The organism is Legionella birminghamensis (genome assembly GCF_900452515.1).
Classification (GTDB): Bacteria; Pseudomonadota; Gammaproteobacteria; order Legionellales; family Legionellaceae; genus Legionella_C; species Legionella_C birminghamensis.
The window spans coordinates 1,063,591-1,080,748 of the sequence record NZ_UGNW01000001.1 but is presented as its reverse complement, the minus strand read 5'-3'; the positions used below and the strand labels follow the sequence as shown (position 1 = coordinate 1,080,748).

The following is a 17,158-nucleotide window of genomic DNA, read 5'->3' as shown; positions in this document are numbered from 1 at the left end:
TTCATTAATCAAAGAACTTTTTTAATCCGGCTCTGATTAGGGTGTCTTTGACAATTGGTTCCCTGCTATTCGACATTCAGTTATAATCAGCAATTCGAGACTGATAAGGAGCTTCATAAATGTTTGACCCCAAGTATTTCGATGAACTAGCAAAAAAGCTATTTTCCAGCCTTCCCTCCAGCATCCAGAATCTTGAAAAGGATATTGAAGATAAATTTAAAGAAATTCTTCAGGTAGCTTTTAATCGCCTGGACTTAATCACCCGCGAGGAATTTGATGTGCAAACCAAAGTACTGGCCCGGACCAGAGAGAAACTGGAAGCGCTGGAGGCTCAGGTTAATTTAATGATTAAACTCCAAACCAACAATAAAGATCAGAACACGGAAATTTAAACTGGTTTTTTGAGTTGCCAAGTCTACCTAAAGGAATATAAATGAATCTCGCACTAAGCAAAACACGCAGTGCTATTGGTATTTATGCCAAGCCTGTTTCAGTAGAAGTCCATCTGGCCTATGGATTACCGAGTTTTACCATTGTGGGGCTGCCAGAAACAGCAGTAAAAGAAAGCAAGGATCGGGTAAGAAGCGCTATTGTTAACAGCCAGTTTGAATTTCCCTGCCGCAAAATTACAGTTAATTTAGCCCCTGCCGAACTACCCAAATCGGGCAGCGGCTTTGATCTGCCCATAGCCATTGGCATTCTGGCAGCATCCGGACAAATTCCGCTGGACAAACTGGGCGATCATGAGTTTATTGGCGAGTTAGCCCTGGATGGCGGGTTGCGAGGTGTAAATGCCATCATTCCCGTTATTTTATCCAGCCGCCGCGATAACCGGTTGATCATTATTCCTGAGGCAAATATCGAAGAAGCATCCCTATTAAGTTACGAAGGCGTTTTAGCCTCAAACAGTCTTAGGGAAATATGCAGCTACCTTTGCATGGACACATCGTTGAAAAGTCTTCCGCCCCCTCCTGTATCAACGGCTGCTGACTCAGTCATCGATTGGTCTGATATCAAAGGCCAGGATCATGCCAAACAGGCAATGTTCATCGCTGCAGCGGGCGGTCACAGCGTTTTGCTATGCGGTTCCCCCGGCAGTGGAAAAACCATGCTGGCAAAACGCTTTCAGACTCTAATCCCAGAACTTGATGATGAGCAGGCATTTGAATGCATCGCTATTCATTCCATCAGTAAAAAAACAATCAATTATGAGGCCTGGCGCTCCCCTCCTTTTCGCTCGCCCCATCATACAGCATCTAATGTGGCTCTGGTTGGCGGCAGCAACCCTCCCAAGCCAGGGGAGATTTCTCTGGCGCATAACGGCATATTATTTTTAGACGAGCTCCCAGAATTCAGCCGGCATGTTTTGGAAACCCTGCGTGAACCACTGGAATCGGGGGTAATTAATATTTCCAGAGCTGCTGTTCAGATGGAGTATCCGGCCAAGTTCCAACTGATTGCAGCAATGAATCCCTGCCCTTGTGGACAATGGGGAAACCCCAGGGCAAACTGCCTGTGCAGCCCGGAACGTATCCAGCGTTATATGGGCAAACTATCAGCGCCTTTTCTAGATCGCATTGACATGCAAATTACGGTACTTCCTCTTTCCAATGAGGAATTGCTCCGCCCTTTAAATACAAGTTCAGGGCAAAGCGAACGTCTCAGACAGGAAGTACAGGTATTTCGCGACATCCAATTTAAACGGCAAGGCTGTCTCAATGCCCACCTCAGTACGAAAGACTGCGAAACGCTCTGTGCGCTTGAGCAAGAGGAACACCAACTCTTAACAGAAGTACTATCCCGCCTGAATTTATCTGCCAGGGCCTATCATCGCTTATTAAAAGTAGCACGCAGTATTGCCGATATTCAGCGGAAGGATAGAGTAGACTGCAGCTCAATAAAGCAGGCTTTGTCATTCAGGCAGATGCTGCAGGCTCCAAGGTGAAACCATTCCGAATTCTCGCGGCTGACCGTGCCGAATTCCCCGGCTTGACCATTCCGAATTCCCGCGGCTTGACCGCGGGACCCATAATGGACCCTTTTTTTGCACAAAGCAAATCGGGTTTTGAGGGCTGCATGGCCCCGCGGTCAAGCCCTTGAGGGATAACTGAAAAACGCTACGTACCGCGCTTTATGCGCGGTATCCATGCAATGTTTGCTGATGAATAAAAAGTATTACAATACACCATCCTATTTATGGTTACCGCGCATAAAGCGCGGTACGTGGTACTGTTAAGATGATTAAATCTTGCGAGGATCTCTCAAGCTCAAGCCGCGGGAATTCGCAGCGATGGCTCCTAGCCGCGGGCAATTAATGACTCAATGATTGCCATACGCATGAAAACACCATTGCTCACCTGCTGCAGAATTACCGATTGTTTGCCATCTACAATCTCACTGTCAATTTCCACACCACGGTTTACCGGTCCTGGATGCATAACAATGGCATCCGGTTTAGCCCATTTTATGCTGTCTGGGGTCAGTGCAAAATAGCGGCGAAAAGTACTTAAATCCAGGCTTTCGTTGTCCAGCAATCTTTCACGCTGGACGCGGAGACAAATGACCACATCGGCATCGCTCAATCCATCCTGCAGGGATTCTGTCACCTGGCCAAAGTGCAGCTTTTGCGGCTGCCATAATTGCGGCGCTATCAGGCGAAGCTCTTTCACTCCCATCAGACTAAATAAAACCTGCAGGGAGTTGGCAACGCGTGAATGCCGCAAATTTCCAATCAGGGCGATTTTAAGCGATGACAAATCGGGCTTATGCTCAAGAATAGTCATCAGATCCAGCATTGCCTGACTGGGGTGCTGATTCGTGCCGTCACCGGCATTAATCAAATGAATATCATCCGCTAATACAGCAGCCAACTCCTGCGGCAGAAGATTCTGGGAATGACGGATAGTAAATAAATTAATTCCCATAGCCGCAAGATTGCGTATCGTATCTTCAATCACTTCCCCCTTGCTTTCAGAGGAGCGTCCGAGATCTAAATTAATAACCTGCATGGATAAATGGGCTGCGGCCATTTCAAAACTGACTCTGGTTCGGGTGCTGTTTTCATAAAACAGGTTTGCCATGCAATATTGCGAGTAAACCGGGTAGGAGGCTTTTCCCTGTTTAAATGCCTGGGCGCGTTCCAGTAACTGGTAAATTTGCGCCGCGCTTAATTGATTAATATCCAGAAAATGATTCATGTTATTTATCCAGGATGTTGCAGCCACTGCTCAAGAATTACACAAGCAGCAAAACTGTCGATGGGGCTACTCTTAAGTTTACGGTATCCGCCCTGAGCAAACAACTCTGCCCGGGCCTCTACCGTTGACAATCTTTCATCGACCAGATGAACAGGCAAAGCAACATGACGGATTAACTGCTCGGCAAATTCGCGAGCCAGGGGTGTAGTATATTGTTCGCTGCTGTCAATGCAGGTGGGCAATCCAACAATTAATGCGTCCGGTTTCCATTCTTTAACCAATTTATCGATCTGTCGCCAATCAGGAATGCCTGATTCAGCATGGAGGGTGGTTAGTGGACGGGCTGTCAGCGTAATTTTCTGCCCTACAGCCACTCCAATTCGTTTCAAACCAAAATCAAATCCCAAATAAATACCGCTGGGCATATAAAAAAATCCAAATTGTGCTGTTTACAGATTATAATCGAGATTTATCAGGCATGGCCAGCATCGGAAGTCAGTTGGCTCATATTGATTCCCAGGATTTTACCGGCATATTCCCAACGCTGGGCAAAAGGAACTTCATAAAGAATCTCAGATTTATAAGGGCAAACTAACCAGGTATTGGTCAAAACTTCCTCCTCCAGCTGATGCTCTCCCCAGCCCGTATATCCGAGAGTAATTAAGACGTCCTTTGGCCCCGTATCATCCGCAATCGCCCGTATAATATCGTTTGAAGTAGTCACTGTTACATCATCCCGCAGCGATAAACTGGAACGCCATCCGCCTGTCGGTCGATGAATCACAAATCCCCTCTCTGGTTGCACTGGACCGCCATATAATAAAGGCTGATAATTCTGCTCATTGCGAAGAGGCTGAATATTCATTTGCTCAAATACCAATCCCAGGGGATATTGCATTGGCCGATTAATAATCAACCCCACGGTACCATTTTCATTATGCTCGCAGACATAAATCACTGCCCGTTGAAAATTAGGATCGTTTAGCGAAGGCATGGCAATTAGTAGTTGATTAGCGAATGAAGTCTCTATTGCCATAAACCCTCTCCTGAAATTTAGTTCTTAACTTTCAGTATATACCATCTAGACAAAACTTTTTTGATTAGGGAATTTTGGATGTTTCCGGAGATCTTTGATTGTTATTTCTTTCAATTTGCTCTTGTAATCGGCTGATAAAAATAGCCAGCTCCTCCGGGTTATAGGGCTTGGGTGTAATTGAAGCTTGCCAGACGCTATGAGGCCAGGCATTGTCTGTTTTATAACGGGCAAGAATATGAATATGCAACTGGGAAACAATATTACCCAAGGCAGCTATATTTAATTTATCCGGTTGGCAACAGGATTGCAGAATCCGTGAAAAGAATGCGATTTCCCCCATCAGTTGGGTCTGCTGAGCCGAAGGCAATTGTATCATTTCCTCTACCCCATATACTCTGGGAATGAGTAAAAGCCAGGGGAATTGACTGTCATTTTTTACAAGAACAGTGGATAAATGGCTTTCATAAAGAAAAACACTAGTGCTTAAAATACGTGCGTCAATTGAAAACATGAAGCTCCCCTAAAGTCTGTTTCATAGGTATCTGCACTTCTCTGAAACACAGTCTGTCCCCTAGCTATCTACACAAGTGACTACAAGCCATATCATATAAGTGAGTCTGACGGAGAGGCCATCTGTCTTTGCGAACGAAGTGAAACAATCCAGTTTCGGTGCTTCATTTTAACTTCGTTCTGGATTGTTTCGCTATGATCGCAAAGACGGCTTGTAGAACTTGTGTAAATACCTATGCCTCGGTGTCGCGGGGATTCGATATTTCTAATGCATTGGTGTAGATTTACCTATGTATCTGTTTGTAGCGCGTGATTCTAAGCGATTCAAGCTGAAAAGTTAATTTTCTCAATTCCCATTATGATCATTTTTTTTAAATAGTTATTTTTTTTAACACATATTTTTATTTTTATCTGGAAAATGAATGAAAAACTTCAAAAAAATATTTGACAAGAATGATTTTTGAGTTATGTTGAAAAGTACCTGTATTATTTATGGGTTTTCACAATTGTCATTTAAGGACGAAGGCAATTGCGCTATTGGTTCTGTCGTATAAATCGATATGCAGCTGCCAGTTTGCATTAGCAAAAGGAGAGGATTTATGGCTAGAGGCGAAGTAAAGTGGTTTAATAATGCCAAAGGATGGGGATTTATTGTGCCTGCAGGCGGTGGCGAAGATATTTTTGTTCATTTTTCAGCCATTCATGGCTCAGGGTATAAAACTCTGGCGCCCGGACAACAAGTGACCTACGATCTTGAAAAAGGCGAGCGCGGTTTGCATGCGTCTAATGTTATTCCAATGGGTGAAGTTGAAGAAATGGCTTAAGCCATGTCTATAATTACCGTCTTTGCGAACAAAGTGAAACCTCTTCATTCCGGCTCGCAAAGACGATTATTCAGGATGTATAATCCCCCGCATTATGTCTACACTGGTTCCGCCTTATTTAATGTTCAATCTATTGCTCCATTGATTCTTTTTTGTCTCAAAGTAAAATATGTCTTTAAAATGCAATCAAAATAGGCAGTAATGATGACGGTTGAAGATGCGATATTGACGGATTATAGAAGACAGGCAGAAACAAATGATCCAGATATTGATTTGCTGTTTGATGTTACCTCCCGGTTTATAAAAGAAAAAAATTGGGTATATGAAGGTAATGCGGAATCAATAGATATTTACAAACGTCCTGAAAACAATCCAATCAAAGTGAACTGCTTTATGCTGTCTGCTTTATTTGTTCACCTGGCCCAAAAAATTGGTGTATCTCCGGATGACTGCTCTACGGTTAACATTCCTAACTTCTGTAACACCATAGATAACCCATTTGTTGAAGGTGATAATCAGCCCTTTTCGCCAACATGTACTGCAAACTCAGATGGATTTTTTGAATTTGATGTCCATTGCATATCAATGATACAAGGCTCCTATTTCGATTTGCTTTTACAGGTAAAATACCCTTTCGTTAATGATGGAGCCGATATTTACTCTTCTCTGATTACAGCTATGAACCAAAATAATATTAGTGATTTTGAGTATCTTCTGGATTTTTTTCTAAACAAAAATGAACAAAACCCTGAGACTGGCATGACATTATTGCATCAGGCCTTATGGGATGAAAAATTTGATTTTGCTCTTTTACTACTGAAACAGGGGGCGAAAGACAATATTCAAGATAACAATCTACTGACTCCACTGGATTGCTTAAACCTTAAATTATACGACCCTCATGTTTCTCTTGAAACGCTGGGCAAAGCTAAAGAGTATCAAGATATAAAGATGGAATTACTTATAAAAAATAGAAAAAAGCAATTAGTCATTGAAAACAAAGCCGCTACCACCATCCAGCGCTTCTGGCGGAATCATATTGCTCCTGCACCATCGGCTGAAGAACAATTAAGATTTGAACTGTAATGACAGCGTGAACCTACAGAAATCGCATTAATATCAATCAAAATTGAATTATTCGAAACGTGAGGGAAACATGCTTTCCCCGCGCCCAAGGGTTCCTGAAAAACAGCCTGTATTTGAACTTTAAATCAGTACCATTATAATGGAATTTTACCTTTCTTAATCAAAGGACTAGGAACTTGGATAAAAATGGAAGGACCAATGCTAACATGCCCTATAGTTATTAAAAAAATAAATAGACCGAGTACCGAGATTACCAATAAAGCACTTCCAGGGTTTCACTATTCCGATACTTTTTCAGGGGTACTTTCAGCTGACTCAAATCATTCAATTGAAAAAATAGCAAAACTTTTTTTTAATTCCTCGCCTCAATGGGCTCGCAAGCTGCTGTATCTTAGAAATAGACTGGTGGGCTGGCTCGGCTTAAAAACAAGCGATATTCCATCAGATAAAGAGTTTGACACTCAATTGATTATCGGAAAAAGAATTGGACTCTTCAGATTGTATGATTTTACAGACGATGAATTGTTATTTGGCGAAGATGATAAACATTTGGATGTTAGAATAGTCATTCTACGAACGACTCGTACTATCAAACTAACTACACTTATCCGATATAAAAATATCTGGGGAAAGCTCTACTTTATTATAATAAGGATTTTTCATCAGCAGATTATTAAATCCCAGCTAATAAATTTGATTACACAATTGAGTTGTGATGAGCCTTAAAGGGGTGAGGGAAGAATAATCTCCCTTCATTTGGTAAACTGACTCAACCTCTTTGTGTTGTCTGTTGATGCTTGAATCTTAGCTTTCCACTTACCTTAAATCCCCGCCGGGATTCGGTTTGATAAGCAGTTCGTCCAGAGGTTCAACCAGTAAAACCGTATTATCCTGTACGCCCAGGATCTTTACTCGCGTCCCAACAGGCAATTCAGGGCCGGTTACAAACCAATAGGCGTCATTTAAGTAAATTTTACCCCTGCCATTTTCAATCGCCTGACTTAACAGGGCCGTGCGGCCTATTAAGGCATCCAGTGGGCGATTCATTAAAGGCGGCGGCGAAACCCTTGTGCGGTATCGAAGTACTTTCCACCAGCCGATGGTAAATACAATACATAAAATCGAAAACCATATTAGTTGCCATTGCCAGTGCAAAAAGGCCATTAAGGTAATAAGACCTGTCAAGGTAGCTGCCATTCCCAAGGCAATCAATAAGCCTGCGGCGCCTAATGTCTCAGCTATCATCAGGATTAGGGCCAATGCCAACCAATGCCAATAAACCAACCCGCTCATTATTTTCTCGCTAATTTGACTTGTTTTTAACGTTATTTACCAATTCGGTAATGCCGCCAAGTGCCCCGATAATGCCTGTCGCTTCAATCGGTAATAACACCATTTTACTATTTTGGGCATTGCCGATTGATTTCAGTGCATCCACATATTTTTCAGCAACGAAATAATTAATGGCATTGATGTCACCTGAAGCAATGGCCTCTGAGACCATGCGTGTGGCAGTGGCATCTGCCTGGGCAGTCCGTTCGCGGGCTTCGGCCTCCAGAAACGCCTCCTGACGAGCCGCTTCGGCACGCAGGATCTGCCCTTGCTTGTCCCCTTCTGCCCTTAAAATCTCCGCCTGCCGGTCACCCTCAGCAGCTAGAATGGACGCTCTTTTTTCCCGCTCGGCTTTCATCTGGTTAGCCATAGCATCTACCAGATCCTGAGGCGGGCGAATATCCCGGATTTCAATACGGGTTACCTTCACACCCCATGGCGTAGTTGCCTGATCCACGACATGCATTAAACGGCTGTTAATTTCATCCCGGTGGCTTAACATACCATCCAATTCCAAAGATCCCAGTACGGTACGAATATTCGTCATGGTCAGATTACGGATAGCATGTTCAAGATTATCGACCTGGTAAGCAGATTTGGCGGTATCCACTACCTGGAAAAAACAAACCGCATCAATCGTCACCATCGCATTATCTGAGGAAATTACTTCCTGAGGAGGAATCTCAAGCACTCTTTCCCGCATGTTCACTTTGTAGGTTACGCGATCAATAAATGGAACAATAAGCCCCAGACCCGGATGCAGTGTGTGGGTGTATCTCCCAAAGCGTTCGACTGTCCATTCTTCCGATTGGGGTACAACTTTAACACCTGACAGGACAAAAGTGACGGCAAAAATGACAAGTAAGCCCAAAGTAATCAAGGATTCCACAATATGCTCCCCAGTGGTGTCGATTAAGTTTATTATTCCATTCACATTTTAATAATATACCAGATTATTGCAAAAGCGATTATTTATGCTATAGAAGAATCATAAGAATACTTTCGGAGTTGGTGATGAGCAATAAACGATTTGCTGAACGTCTGAATAAAGAACTGGACGGTATCGGTGTCCCTCTTCGAGAGGATGAACGGATTGAAGTATTCTCCAGACTCTTGAAAATTCCTAAATATCAGGCAGAAGCCTTTCTGAACGGGATTGCCACACCCGCCCCTAAAGTGCTATGTCAACTGGCTGATGAGCTGGAAGTCAATCCCGATTGGCTCATAGGGAAAAGTGAGAACAGAAAGAAAGAAACGCGGGCTTCTTAGGATATCCGCATTCTATTTGTAGGCTGGGCTGTAAGCCCAGCGATCATTGTTGGGCTTTACAGCCCAACCTACAATCTTAGCCCTGAAATCGTTGATTCAAACCTTTTGGTTTGGCATTTTTTTCGATGTATTGGATAATTTTTCCGGCAATGTTGATGTGAGTGGCTTTTTCAACACCCTCCAACCCCGGGGAAGAGTTGATTTCAAGAACTAAAGGGCCGTGGTTGGAGCGGATTAAATCTACGCCTGCTACCTTGAGACCCATTGCTTTCGCAGCGCCAACGGCTATTGCACGCTCCTGAGGCGATAAGGCCACCTTTTGCGCTTTACCACCCTGATGTACATTGGCACGGAACTCGCCTTCTTTTGCCTGTCTTTTAACTGCGGCAACGACTTTATCACCAATTACAAAACAGCGGATATCGGTTCCCTTGGATTCCTGAATAAACTCCTGCACCAGAATATTGGCTGACATTTCCTTGAATGCATTAATAATGCTGACAGCGGATTGATGGCTATCTGCCAGAATAACCCCTTTTCCCTGGGTTCCTTCCAGTAATTTAATTACCAAAGGGGCTCCACCGACCATACGAATCAAGTCCTCGGTATCATCCGGAGATTGTGCAAAACTGGTCAGCGGCATGGGAATCCCCTTTCTTGCCAGTATTTGCAAGGAGCGAAACTTATCGCGTGAACGTGAAATAGCTATGGATTCGTTGATGGTATACATGCCCATCGTTTCCATATGACGTAAAACAGCAGTGCCGTAATAGGTAATTGAAGCACCTATACGCGGAATCACTGCATCATACTTAGGCAGAGGCTCTCCGCCGCGATAATGAACTTTGGGGCTGGAAGCCGCCACATTCATATAGCAATACAACGGATTGATAATATTGACTTCATGTCCTGCAGCTTCACCGGCTTCCTTTAACCGTTTGTGAGAATATAAATGGGGATTGGTCGCCAAGATCGCAATTTTCATGAAGATAATTATCCCAATTGTTTTTATTGTTTCCAAAGCCTATTAATTTCCATCGGTCTGCTTTCGCAGACCTCATGAAAAGTATAGACGACAAGTAAAGAGCTTGTTGACTTGCTATTAACCCCGCTGAAGCAGGATTTTAGCCAACCAGAAGCTGATAGTCTTTTGCCAGCAGCTCAGCTCGATGAGGTGTGGTGAAAAAAGCACTCAGTTCCCCTTGGGGATTGAAAAGCATGACGGCGCCACTATGCTGAACGTCATAATTGTCTGGGTTACCTGATATTTTTTTCTCATAGGCAATGCCCATTTCCATCGCCATTTTCTTAACAGCCTGCTGCTCTCCCCTTGCACCGTAAAAATGAGGGTTGAAGGCTAGTACATAATTTTTCAATGTATTCAGATCATCTCGTTCCGGATCAACGCTTACCATCACAACACGGGGTAAAGGTTTAGTATGTTGCTGCTCTAAAATGCCGTACATCTTTGCCAACTCAGCCATGGTTGTAGGGCATACATAACCGCAATTGGTAAAACCAAAAAATATCATCGTCCATTGCCCTTGCAGGCTATGATTATCGAAAGATTGCTGGTCGATTCCAGTCAAACTGAACTGCTCGATATCACGCGGCTTCTGCAGGAAAGTGCCATGGAACTGCGAAGGATCAATCTCTTTTTTCCAGTGAATATGCTGTGAAACAAATAAACCGGCAAACATTGCTGCGATAGCCACCAGCAAAGTGACTGTCAGGGTAATTCTTTTATTTTGACTTGCCATTTTTTTCCTCTTACACGTAATGGTCAACTAATAAAAAAACGAATAGTAACATCAAATACACAATTGAAAATCGAAAGGTACCAAGGGCGACAGCCGGCGTATCACTTCGATACAAACGCCACGTCCAATGTAAAAAACGAAAGCCCAGTATCATCGCACCCGCCAGATAAACCAGTCCACTCATTCCTACAATAACAGGCAGCATGGTAACCACGAGCAACAGAACGGTATAAAGAACAATATTAAGCTTGGTGAAAGCAATACCATGGGTTACCGGCAGCATGGGAATTTCTGCATGGCGGTAATCTTCGAAACGGTAAATTGCCAATGCCCAGAAATGAGGGGGAGTCCATGTAAAAATAATTAATACCAGTAAAAGTGCATTGGGATCAAGCTGGTTGGTAATGGCCGTCCATCCCAATAAGGGGGGTGACGCCCCAGCCAGGCCGCCAATCACGATATTTTGAGGCGTTGCACGTTTCAGATAGCCGGTATAAATCCCCGCATAACCAATCAGGGTTACAAAAGTGAGTACGGCAGTCAGTGTATTCACCAGGAGCGCCAACAGAGACAAGCCTGTCGCGCCAAGAATCAAAGCAAAACTTAAGGCCTGCTTAATGGAAATGCGGCCATGGGCAACTGGACGTTTTTTTGTTCTTGCCATCAGCGCATCTATACGTTTATCAACCAAATGGTTAATGGCCGCCGCACTGCTGGCCGCACAGCCGATTCCAACAAGCGTGATGCACAAAGTTGGCAAAGGGATCCAGCCAGGCGCCGCCAGATACATGCCGACTAACACGGTTAACAGCATCAATAAAACAACACGCGGTTTGCAAAGCTCCAGATAATCTCGCCAGGATGCTGACATTAAGCAGGCTTCATTTTGCATCAAGACGACCTCCCTGAGAGAAATAAAACATCATGAATAAACTGGCTAACAACATTGCGGCCACGCCATTATGAGCAACAGCCGACCATAATGGCAGTAAATAAAGAACATTGATAATTCCCAGACTTAACTGTAATCCCAGAAGAATCAGCACCAAAATCGCCACGCGCCGCAATGGCTGGTTACCTGATTTCAACAGTATTAATCCGGAAAGGCCGAGTAAATAGAGAGTGGTTATTAAGGCACCCAGACGATGGATGCTCTGAATCGCTGCCCTGGCTTCACTATCCAGGAGGCCGCCCTGATAATTTGCCCCTACCGGAGAAAATAAATTAAACCCCTGGGAAAGTTTTAAGGCGGGCAGCCATTCCCCATTACATTGGGGAAAGCCAATGCAGGCAATTCCTGCATAATTAGCGCTCACCCAACCGCCCAAAGCAATTTGAAGAAACACAATGAATGCAGCGAGTGCAATCCACGGAGACCAGGAGGACTGATTTACCTTTTCCGGCTTGGCCATTTGCAGACGAAGACGCAGAAGGCAGGAAAAAATTAGAATGCCACCCAGTAAATGGGCCATTACAACGACTGGAAGCAATTTAAGCGTTACCGTCCACATGCCCAGGGCTGCCTGGAATATGACCAGCAGCATCAATACAAGCGGCAAACCCAAGAAAGGGGCTTGCCTTTTGAAAGCCCGGGAAAGAGTTGTTCCACCAATGATAAAAATTAATAAGGCCAATGTACCAGCCGCATAGCGGTGCAGCATTTCAGTCCATGCTTTCCGAGATTCGATGGGGCTATTCGGGTAAACAGTCTGTGCTTTATTCAAGGTTTCAGTATCAGAAGGGAGAACCATGTGCCCATAACAGCCTGGCCAGTCCGGACAGCCCAGACCCGCATTGGTTAAGCGGGTATAACCACCCAGCATAACAACCAGTAATGACAATATCACCGCAAGGCTTGCCGCCCATCGCATCCAGTTTGTATAAATTGTATTAGCCACTCTGTTTACCCGCATTTAATAAGTGTTTTAAGTCCTGATAAATATCTGCCGGCTTGGCGGCAAGTGAATAGGAAAGAATCAGGTAATTGTCCGGATTGGCAATATAGACCTTTGCGCTGGATGGCATCTGCAGTGCAGTTAAATTCTGATAACGCATATCCTGATCCTGGAGTATGCGGGCTGTTTTTTCAGGCAATTTCACGCCAGAGGGAAGAACCAGGCGTTCTTCTACTTCGTACAAATGCCTGCCAAGGGCCAGACGAATACGGCCTAACTTATCCAATTGAGCCAAACAGGCTTGTTCACAATCACCAGGTTGCCAGAGGATAAGCTGCCATTTGCCTTTCGGATTGGACAAATCGACGCGAAGTGCAGGCGCCAGCATATTACCCTTGTTGGTTGCCTGAGCACTAAGCCATTGAGGATGAGTAAAAAAAAGATAGGCGGCAATACCTGGCGCAAAAAACAAAAGCGCCAGAATGTACAAAACCAGATTTTTAGACTTTAAAATATTTCTCATTAATTTTTTTTCAGATTCGAGCCAATAAAAGCAGCCAATGCGATAAAAGCCAAGGCAAACCATTGCAACGCATAGGCATAATGACGTTGCGGCGACATCGTCACAACAGGCCACTCGCGGATAAAACCATTGGCTTCTTCTTTGTTGAGGCGAATAATAAACGGATAGACAGATTTATGCAAAAGATTACTGATTAATTTCGTATCAATGCGTTCAACTATGGTGATGCCATCCGATTTTATTTCAAAATCCTGCCCTAAAACCCAGGTTTTACTGGAAGGAAAATACGCTTGCCCGCTTATGCTCGGTACAGAATGCAATTCAGGCAATGCGGGAAGATGGCTGCGATCAGCAGCAAGCCATCCCCTGTCAACTAGCAGCACTTCGCCATTAGCAAGCTGATAGGGAGATAACACATTGTACCCTGTCTGATGTTGATAAAATTGATTGTCCAGCAGAAAAACAGGGGCTAAATACTGGCCTGCGACTCGAATTGACTGATATTGTTTAGGGTAAGGTATGCCGCCCTGCCATGCGGCTGGAGGCAATTGCTGCTCTCTGGCTTCTGCAGTAAGCATCAGTTGTTTTTCCTTTGCGCGGTTTAATTGCCAGAATCCTAAGGACAAAAGCAAGGCAACTACTGACAAGGCAAAAAACACGACACGCCAGGCAAGCGTGAAACGATGATTAAAACAAGTTACACTCAGCATTTTTTTAAATTATGAGAAAAGCATTGAGGAGATTATAACAAATGTTCACCAAAGCAATCATCCTAATTGTGATGCTGGTTATTTTATTCGCATTAGGAAGCGGATTGATTTTTCTTATCAAAGACAAAGGCTCTTCTAACCGCACGGTAAAAGCCTTGAGTTGGCGGATTGGCTTGTCGCTGCTGCTGTTTTTATTTCTGTTGCTTGCCTTTAGTATGGGCTGGATTCAGCCGCATTCAGTGTGATACATTGCAAAGGAATAGCCGACAGGGAGTGTCAAAGTGCTTTGGAATCAGGATGAGGCATCGATTATCACACAGTATCAGCTAGATGGTGCTGTTTGTATTCGGCAGGTGCTTGGCCCGCAAGAAATTTCCACCTTGACGCGGGGTATAGAAAAAAATTTGCGGGACTTGAGCCCCCGCTCCAAAGTGGCCAGCCGTCCTGATGACCCCGGCTATTTTGTTGAAGATTTTTGTACCTGGCAAACAAACCCTTTCTATCAGGATTTAATTTTTAACTCTCAATTGGGGGAAGTAGCCGCTAAATTAACCAATAGCCGTTGCATTCGACTTTACCATGATCACTTATTGGTTAAGGAAGCAGGCACCCTTCAGGCTACCCCCTGGCATCAGGATCAGCCTTATTACAATATTGACGGCTTTCAGAATTGCAGCATCTGGATCCCTGTCGATCCAATCAGCCCCAAGGCCGCTTTACGGTTTATTAGCGGCTCTCACCTTGGTCCCTGGCTGATGCCTCGCTCTTTTATGGATCAGCAGGCAAAATGGTTTCCCGAAGGCTCTCTGGCCGAGCTTCCAGATATTGAACGAAATCCACAGGACTATGAAATTAAATCCTGGGCCATGCAGCCCGGGGATATCCTCTGTTTCCATATGCTTAGTCTCCATTCTTCCCAAGGAGCAGAGAGTACACAGGGAAGAAGGGCTTTTTCGCTCCGCTTTCTGGGAGATGATATTATTCATGCGCCGCGTGCATGGACCACCTCACCTGACTTTCCCGGGCTTGCAAACGAGTTAGCAGCCGGAGCTTCCATGAGGCATCCTTTATTTCCAGTCGTGTGGGGAGCTGACTGACAGACACATTTTGCTGAATCACCTAATGAGAAAGGAAATCATCATGTATATTTTATATTCTGCACGTACCCCTAACGGTATAAAACCAACCATTATGCTCGAAGAACTGCAGCTACCCTACTCTATTACCAAAATCGATATCATGAGCGGCGAGCAGTTTAAGCCCGAGTTTCTGGCCATTTCACCCAATAACAAAATTCCGGTTCTTTTCGACAGCGAACAAAACTTTTATCTTCCTGAAAGTGTAGCCATCCTCCAATATTTAGCCGAAAAGCACGGAAAGTTTTTACCGGAACATCTTAGAGCCAAATTTGAGGTAATGCAGTGGTGTTATTTTCAAGCCGCCCACATCGGCCCTATGTTTGGCCAGTACGGACATTTTCACCGCTATGCACCAGAACAGGTTATTTATGCCCAGGATCGTTACGCCAATGAAGTACTGCGTCTGATGGGGGTAATGGATAAGCAGCTGCAAAGCAATGCTTTTATCAGCGGCAAGGAGTATACCATTGCAGATATGGCCATCTGGCCCTGGCTATATTGCTATGAAGCCTTTTATCAGGCCCATATTGATGAGGATCAATTCCCTAGCCTGATTCAATGGTATCGTAAAATAGGAGAGCGGCCCGCGGTGAAGAAGGCACTTGATTGTTATGAATAACGAAATCCCCGCGGCAACGCCATCCGAATCCCCGCGGCAACGCCATCCGAATCCCCGCGGCAGCGCCATCCGAATCCCCGCGGCTGCGACCGCGGGGCCCACATGAAACCTATTGAGAATATTGGTTTTGCTAATTTAAGGTTAATGTTTGAAAGATTTGTTCCTAACTGCTATTAATTGCTATTTTCAGCAACATAGGATTCCCCTGAAGATCATGTTCGGAACCAGGCATGGGCCCCGCGGTCGCAGCCGCGGGGATTCGGACGGTCAATTGTACGCGGGGATTCGATGTGAATATCTCTGGGTAACTGCGCATATTCGCGAGAGGTGCAAACAGAATTCCAACAAATGAGTATACTTTAATTAAGTCATTCAACTCCAAGGAAAAGCAACATGCATTGGATATATATTATTGTTGCTCTAATAGTCGCCTTGTCCATGGTCTTTCTCTGTATTTTTGCCATAAGGAAATCCTTAAACAGCCTTTCTTTATGGCTCATGATTATTGTTTTTGCACTCCTGATAGCCTTTCTTTTTCTTTATGGGGTTCCCTACTACCGCGCGTCGGAATTTGAAACACATATGAGGCAGAATTATCCGGTAATGAACCTTATTGCCCAGCAATCCCCAGAGGAATTTCAAAGTTATATGGATCAGACTCGAACAGCTATACAGCATTCCAAAGGACAGCAGGTCGTTGCCGTTTATACGGGCGAATTTATTAATGCCCAATTATCCAAATACATTGCTAATGCAAGCAATCAATCTATCTATGACTACACAGTAACCACCCTGAATTGCTATCAGAAACTGTACAATTCAGATCCCTCGCTGGTTATTGATATGGAGTTTGCCAGCTTTTTCCCCAATCATATTAATTTTGATAATCTTGAAAAAGGGGTTGAAGCCTGCGGTGATACGATTACCGTTGCCAAATTAAATATAATAGAATCAGCAATTAGAAGCCCTTCTTCCGGACTTAATTCGGAGGAGGTTGTTTCCGCACAACAAAGCCTTCATGAAATTTTTCAGGAATTGGCCGCTAAATACGGGGACTCAGCAATTGAGGAAACATTCACCAGACCTTATGACAGCCCCCAGAATAAGACCCTGACTGCCCAGATCATTGTTGAGTTTTATGAAAAACTAATCATCAAGGGCCCAGTTAATACTGGAATCATTCTGAAGTATTTATTAACACAGAAACCTGGTAATGGGTTATGAAAAATAGCCAGAAAGTTGCTGGGCTTTAAAGCCC

General features: G+C 44.2%; 22 protein-coding genes. 10 read left to right on the top strand and 12 right to left on the bottom strand.

Annotated features, from left to right (window positions below; genetic code table 11):
- The first annotated feature begins 119 nt into the window (after positions 1 to 119).
- Together ubiK and DYH42_RS04585 are read left to right on the top strand one after the other, a co-directional pair.
- A complete protein-coding gene (ubiK, locus tag DYH42_RS04590; protein ID WP_058524725.1) occupies positions 120 to 392 on the top strand; it encodes a ubiquinone biosynthesis accessory factor UbiK in 273 nt (90 codons plus the stop codon).
- Between the two features lie 41 nt (positions 393 to 433).
- Positions 434 to 1,945: a YifB family Mg chelatase-like AAA ATPase gene (locus DYH42_RS04585; RefSeq protein WP_058524726.1), complete on the top strand. Its 1,512-nt coding sequence runs from the start codon at positions 434 to 436 to the stop codon at positions 1,943 to 1,945.
- A 352-nt stretch (positions 1,946 to 2,297) separates the two neighbouring features.
- Here DYH42_RS04585 and DYH42_RS04580 read toward each other — a convergent pair whose 3' ends face one another.
- From DYH42_RS04580 to DYH42_RS04565, 4 genes are all read right to left on the bottom strand, one after another.
- Positions 2,298 to 3,197 (bottom strand): aspartate carbamoyltransferase catalytic subunit, encoded by a 900-nt coding sequence (locus DYH42_RS04580; protein WP_058524727.1) that lies wholly within the window; start codon positions 3,195 to 3,197, stop codon positions 2,298 to 2,300.
- A gap of 5 nt (positions 3,198 to 3,202) precedes the next feature.
- Entirely contained in the window at positions 3,203 to 3,622 is a 420-nt protein-coding gene (gene ruvX, locus DYH42_RS04575; protein ID WP_058524728.1) for a Holliday junction resolvase RuvX, read from the bottom strand.
- 47 nt (positions 3,623 to 3,669) lie between these two features.
- Positions 3,670 to 4,233, bottom strand: coding sequence for a YqgE/AlgH family protein (locus DYH42_RS04570; protein WP_058524729.1), 564 nt, complete (start codon positions 4,231 to 4,233; stop codon positions 3,670 to 3,672).
- Between the two features lie 64 nt (positions 4,234 to 4,297).
- Positions 4,298 to 4,744 carry an HIT domain-containing protein gene (locus DYH42_RS04565; RefSeq protein ID WP_065232855.1) on the bottom strand — a complete coding sequence of 149 codons (447 nt, stop codon included), beginning with the start codon at positions 4,742 to 4,744 and terminating at the stop codon, positions 4,298 to 4,300.
- Between the two features lie 598 nt (positions 4,745 to 5,342).
- Here DYH42_RS04565 and DYH42_RS04560 point away from each other — a divergent pair.
- From DYH42_RS04560 to DYH42_RS04550, 3 genes are all read left to right on the top strand, one after another.
- Positions 5,343 to 5,567, top strand: a complete 225-nt coding sequence (locus DYH42_RS04560) for a cold-shock protein (RefSeq protein ID WP_058524730.1) — start codon at positions 5,343 to 5,345, stop codon at positions 5,565 to 5,567.
- A gap of 201 nt (positions 5,568 to 5,768) precedes the next feature.
- Positions 5,769 to 6,653, top strand: a complete 885-nt coding sequence (locus DYH42_RS04555; protein ID WP_131792981.1) for an ankyrin repeat domain-containing protein — start codon at positions 5,769 to 5,771, stop codon at positions 6,651 to 6,653.
- A gap of 186 nt (positions 6,654 to 6,839) precedes the next feature.
- Entirely contained in the window at positions 6,840 to 7,379 is a 540-nt protein-coding gene (locus DYH42_RS04550; protein ID WP_237759059.1) for a DUF2867 domain-containing protein, read from the top strand.
- Between the two features lie 90 nt (positions 7,380 to 7,469).
- Here DYH42_RS04550 and DYH42_RS04545 read toward each other — a convergent pair whose 3' ends face one another.
- Positions 7,470 to 7,946 carry an NfeD family protein gene (locus tag DYH42_RS04545; RefSeq protein ID WP_058524733.1) on the bottom strand — a complete coding sequence of 159 codons (477 nt, stop codon included), beginning with the start codon at positions 7,944 to 7,946 and terminating at the stop codon, positions 7,470 to 7,472.
- A gap of 10 nt (positions 7,947 to 7,956) precedes the next feature.
- Positions 7,957 to 8,874 (bottom strand): SPFH domain-containing protein, encoded by a 918-nt coding sequence (locus DYH42_RS04540; protein WP_083503188.1) that lies wholly within the window; start codon positions 8,872 to 8,874, stop codon positions 7,957 to 7,959.
- A gap of 125 nt (positions 8,875 to 8,999) precedes the next feature.
- On the opposite strand from DYH42_RS04540, the gene DYH42_RS04535 reads away from it, so the two are divergent.
- Positions 9,000 to 9,254 carry a hypothetical protein gene (locus DYH42_RS04535; protein WP_058524734.1) on the top strand — a complete coding sequence of 85 codons (255 nt, stop codon included), beginning with the start codon at positions 9,000 to 9,002 and terminating at the stop codon, positions 9,252 to 9,254.
- 76 nt (positions 9,255 to 9,330) lie between these two features.
- Here DYH42_RS04535 and rimK read toward each other — a convergent pair whose 3' ends face one another.
- The 6 genes from rimK to DYH42_RS04505 form a co-directional block, all read right to left on the bottom strand.
- Complete coding sequence (rimK, locus tag DYH42_RS04530; protein WP_058524735.1) at positions 9,331 to 10,239, bottom strand: 30S ribosomal protein S6--L-glutamate ligase; 909 nt, start codon at positions 10,237 to 10,239, stop codon at positions 9,331 to 9,333.
- 139 nt (positions 10,240 to 10,378) lie between these two features.
- Positions 10,379 to 11,014, bottom strand: a complete 636-nt coding sequence (locus DYH42_RS04525) for an SCO family protein (protein ID WP_058524736.1) — start codon at positions 11,012 to 11,014, stop codon at positions 10,379 to 10,381.
- 10 nt (positions 11,015 to 11,024) lie between these two features.
- Positions 11,025 to 11,906, bottom strand: coding sequence for a heme o synthase (gene cyoE, locus DYH42_RS04520; RefSeq protein ID WP_058524737.1), 882 nt, complete (start codon positions 11,904 to 11,906; stop codon positions 11,025 to 11,027).
- Complete coding sequence (locus DYH42_RS04515) at positions 11,896 to 12,900, bottom strand: COX15/CtaA family protein (protein ID WP_172465000.1); 1,005 nt, start codon at positions 12,898 to 12,900, stop codon at positions 11,896 to 11,898. Before DYH42_RS04515 ends, cyoE begins: the two co-directional genes overlap by 11 nt.
- A 4-nt stretch (positions 12,901 to 12,904) precedes the next feature.
- Positions 12,905 to 13,432, bottom strand: a complete 528-nt coding sequence (locus DYH42_RS04510; protein WP_058524739.1) for a hypothetical protein — start codon at positions 13,430 to 13,432, stop codon at positions 12,905 to 12,907.
- Positions 13,432 to 14,142, bottom strand: a complete 711-nt coding sequence (locus DYH42_RS04505; protein WP_058524740.1) for an SURF1 family protein — start codon at positions 14,140 to 14,142, stop codon at positions 13,432 to 13,434. The genes DYH42_RS04510 and DYH42_RS04505 overlap by 1 nt, the downstream gene beginning before the upstream one ends.
- 41 nt (positions 14,143 to 14,183) lie before the next feature.
- On the opposite strand from DYH42_RS04505, the gene DYH42_RS04500 reads away from it, so the two are divergent.
- From DYH42_RS04500 to DYH42_RS04485, 4 genes are all read left to right on the top strand, one after another.
- The gene (locus DYH42_RS04500; protein WP_058524741.1) at positions 14,184 to 14,387 is read left to right on the top strand and encodes a twin transmembrane helix small protein; all 204 of its coding nucleotides are present in this window, start codon (positions 14,184 to 14,186) and stop codon (positions 14,385 to 14,387) included.
- Positions 14,388 to 14,423: 36 nt separating this feature from the next.
- Positions 14,424 to 15,239 (top strand): phytanoyl-CoA dioxygenase family protein, encoded by an 816-nt coding sequence (locus tag DYH42_RS04495; protein WP_058524742.1) that lies wholly within the window; start codon positions 14,424 to 14,426, stop codon positions 15,237 to 15,239.
- Positions 15,240 to 15,282: 43 nt separating this feature from the next.
- Complete coding sequence (locus tag DYH42_RS04490; RefSeq protein WP_058524743.1) at positions 15,283 to 15,900, top strand: glutathione S-transferase N-terminal domain-containing protein; 618 nt, start codon at positions 15,283 to 15,285, stop codon at positions 15,898 to 15,900.
- 393 nt (positions 15,901 to 16,293) lie between these two features.
- Entirely contained in the window at positions 16,294 to 17,124 is an 831-nt protein-coding gene (locus tag DYH42_RS04485) for a hypothetical protein (protein ID WP_131792982.1), read from the top strand.
- Positions 17,125 to 17,158 lie beyond the last annotated feature (34 nt).